At 63.2% G+C, this 3,714-nt stretch carries 2 protein-coding genes and 1 pseudogene; 2 read left to right on the plus strand and 1 reads right to left on the minus strand.

The features are described from left to right. Both FFS27_RS30265 and FFS27_RS30270 read left to right on the plus strand, forming a co-directional pair. Positions 1–1,017: class I SAM-dependent methyltransferase (locus FFS27_RS30265; RefSeq protein ID WP_137952430.1), on the plus strand; the 1,017-nt coding region annotated here is incomplete at its 5' end. 104 nt (positions 1,018–1,121) lie between these two features. Next, a complete protein-coding gene (locus tag FFS27_RS30270; protein ID WP_034013861.1) occupies positions 1,122–3,371 on the plus strand; it encodes a DEAD/DEAH box helicase in 2,250 nt (749 codons plus the stop codon). Positions 3,372–3,419: 48 nt separating this feature from the next. Here FFS27_RS30270 and FFS27_RS30275 read toward each other — a convergent pair. Further along, a pseudogene (locus tag FFS27_RS30275) lies at positions 3,420–3,714 on the minus strand (transposase); the annotation flags it as partial.

Here is a 3,714-nt window from a genome sequence, read left to right on the forward strand (position 1 = left end):
GGCGTCATGGTTCTGATTGTTCCTCACTACGTCTTGGACGATGAGCTGACTGGCTGGTTGAGCAACCACTTCACCGGCCTGCGCATCTACGCAGCCGCGGATCCTACCTTCAAGCAGGTGGTGATCTTCGGCATCCGGGTCCGTCGGCAAGACCTGGCCCGGGCGGACGCCAATCAGGTGAGGTCTCGCCTGCAGGCGATCGGCGCGGGCCAGGAAAAGGCCGAGGAAATTCCAGCGGCTTGGCCGTGGGAACCCTACGTGGTTCTGCCGGCCACCAGCGAGCTGGAGCACTTCTACCGAGTAACCCTGGAGCCGGAGCAGTTCGCCGGTGAAATCCAGCGGCTGCGAGGTCTCTGGCCTGACTTCAACCTGCACTTCGCGCAAGCGGGGCTGCAGCCGCGCCCACCAGTCCGCGAGCTGTCTCGCTGGCACCTGGCCCTGGCCCTGGCCCTGGCCGCCGGCGCGATATCTGGCGTCGTGCGATCGAAGTCGGGCCGGATCCTGGTCGTGAAGGGTGACACCTACAAGGACAAGGTCTGCAAGACCGAATTCACTGAGGACGACGACGGCAACATCACCGAGGTGAGGATCCTCACCGACCGTTTCATCCCGGTCATCCGGGCATGGGAAATGACACCCTCCTCGGCCAATCAGGGCCGCGTGCTGACCATCAGCTCCTCGGCCGCGACCACGGAAGAAGCTGAAGAGCCCCAACCTGAGCCGGCCCCCGCACCCGCACCGCTGCTGATCAGCCCTGGCCGGGTCGTAATGACCGCAGCCGTGAGCCACCTGGTGGAAACCGGTCAACTCAACCCAGCGCCTTTGCTGAAACGCCATCTGGCGGGAGACTGGGGGACGCTGGACCAGGAAGACTGGAACACCAACCAGAGAGCCCTGAAGTTCGGCGATCGGCTGCTGTCGTCCTACGACATCGACGCCGGCGACGAATCCAGGCTCTGGATCATCACTGAGGCAGACCGCAGCTCAACCACGCTTTTGCTCCCTAGCGATTACTGACCTCGCCCCCGCGGCGATTCCTTCCACTCCACCCTGCAGGGTATGCCGATACCCGAAGGGGACCGTGCACGCCCTGCTCCGCTCTTCACCTGCAGGAGATGCACATGAACGCTCTGACCCAACCGGCCGCCCTGGCCGCCTCCCACCTGAACATCAACCTGACCGACTTCATCGACGAGTTCGGCAACGAGCTCCTGGAGTCGCTCAATCGCTCCAACCCCCCGGTCTATACCGGCTCCGTCAACGCTCACCGCCAGTTGGTGATGGATCGACTCAAGCGCAAGCCCTTCGCGGCCCAGGCCGAGGTCGTCCAGGCCATCACCGCCCTGCTGCTGGACCGTAACGAGCAGGCCGGAATCATCAACGCCGAGATGGGCACCGGGAAAACCATGATGGCCATCGCTGTCGCAGCGGTCATGCACGCAGCCGGCTATCGCCGGACCCTGGTCGTCTCTCCGCCGCACCTGGTCTACAAGTGGCGCCGCGAGATCCTGGAGACCATCCCAGCCGCCCGCGTCTGGGTACTCAATGGCCCAGATACTCTACTCAAGCTGCTCAAGCTGCGAGATCAGATGGGCGACGCCTACGACGGGCGCCAGGAGTTCTTCATCCTCGGCCGCGTGCGGATGCGGATGGGTTTCCATTGGCGGCTCGCCTGCTGGAAGAAGCGCGCCGCCGGTGGCCAACTGCTCGCTGCGTGCCCGGATTGCGGCCAGGTCCTCGAGGACCTGGAAGGCAACCTGGTCACGGTGGAGGAGTTCGAGCGTGGTGACCGTCGACGTACCTGTTCCTCCTGTCGTGGGGCGCTCTGGACGCTGATCCGACCAGGCAAGCCCAACGGCGGCAACCGGCGCGCAACGATCCTCACGTCGATGTGTCGGATTCCAACCATCGGCCCGGTCAGGGCGGAGCGCCTGCTGAACGACTTCGGCGAGGACTTCCTGGCCACGATGTTGGTGGACAACGTCTCGGAGTTCATCAACCTGATGGACGCCAAGGGCAACTTCGTCTTCAGCGATCGGCAGGCCAAACGCATGGAGCGATCGATGGCAAACATCGAGTTCGGCTTCGGTGAAGGCGGCTACCAACCGACCGAGTTCATCAAGCGCTACCTACCTGATGGCTACTTCGACCTGCTGGTGGTGGACGAGGGACATGAGTACAAGAACAGCGGCTCGGCCCAGGGCCAGGCCATGGGCGTTCTCGCAGCCAAGGCACGGAAAACCGTGCTGCTGACCGGAACGCTCATGGGCGGCTACGCTGACGACCTGTTCTACCTCCTGTTCCGCATCCTCACTCAGCGCATGATCGAGGACGGCTATCGGCCCAACGCGCGCGGCAGCATGGCTCCCGCAGCCATGTCGTTCATGCGCGACCACGGTGTGCTCAAGGATATCTACACCGAGCGCGATGGTGATTCGCACAAGACAGCGCGGGGCAAGAAGCTCTCGGTACGCACGGTGAAGGCTCCCGGCTTCGGCCCGAAGGGCATCCACCGCTTCGTATTGCCGTTCACCGTGTTCCTGAAGCTCAAGGATATCGGTGGCAACGTACTGCCCGACTACCAGGAGGAGTTCGTCGACGTGCCCATGGCGCCTGAACAGGCTTCGGCCTATCAGCGCCTGTCGGCCACGCTGACAGCGGAGCTCCGCCAGGCTCTGGCGCGACGAGATACCACGCTCCTGGGCGTGGTCCTCAACGTGCTGCTGGCTTGGCCGGACTGCTGTTTCCGACCGGAGATCGTCAAGCATCCGCGAAGCCGGGACACACTGGCCTTCGTGCCAGCGATCTTCGGCGACGAGCAGTTGATGCCCAAGGAGCAGGCGCTGGTGGACCTCTGCCTCGAGGAGAAAGCGAAGGGCCGCAAGGTTCTGGCATACACCGTCTACAGCGGGACGCGCGACACCACGTCCAGGCTGAAGAAAGTGCTCGAGCAATCCGGGCTGAAGGTGGCAGTGCTACGTGCTTCGGTCGATACCGCTCGACGCGAGGATTGGATCCTCGACCAGGTCGATCGCGGCATCGATGTGCTGATCACCAACCCGGAGCTGGTGAAGACCGGGCTGGACTTGCTCGACTTCCCGACCATCGCGTTCCTGCAAACGGGCTACAACGTGTACACCCTGCAGCAGGCCGCGCGGCGGTCGTGGCGGATCGGGCAGAAGCACCCGGTGAGGGTGGTGTTCTTCGGCTACGCCGGCAGCTCGCAGATCACCTGCTTACAGCTGATGGCCAAGAAGATCGCTGTGGCTCAGAGCACGTCGGGAGACGTTCCCGAGTCAGGTCTCGACTCGTTGAACCAGGATGGGGATTCGGTGGAGATGGCGTTGGCACGACAACTCATCGCAGCATGAACTCATAGGCCACCTTCGGGTGGCTTTTTTTCATCGAACCAAAGTGTTGTCCATGAGATGGGCGATCCTTGGGAAGCGCTCGCGTAACTGATCCGCCACCATTCGCCATTGCTGACGCGCCTCCATCTCGCTGTCCTGAGCAAACGCCGTGCGCAGCAAGGCCGCCACCATACTGCGTTGTCCCTTGCTAGCATGCGCCAGGGCGTTGCGCATGAAGTGCACCCGGCAGCGCTGCCAGGTCGCCTTCAGCACTTTGGCCACCGCAGCCTTGAGGCCCTCATGGGCATCGGAGATCACCAGCTTGACCCCTCGTAGACCTCGGTGCATCAGACTGCGCAGGAAG

The sequence above is a fragment of the Pseudomonas sp. 2VD genome (assembly GCF_005503585.1).
Classification (GTDB): domain Bacteria; phylum Pseudomonadota; class Gammaproteobacteria; order Pseudomonadales; family Pseudomonadaceae; genus Pseudomonas; species Pseudomonas aeruginosa.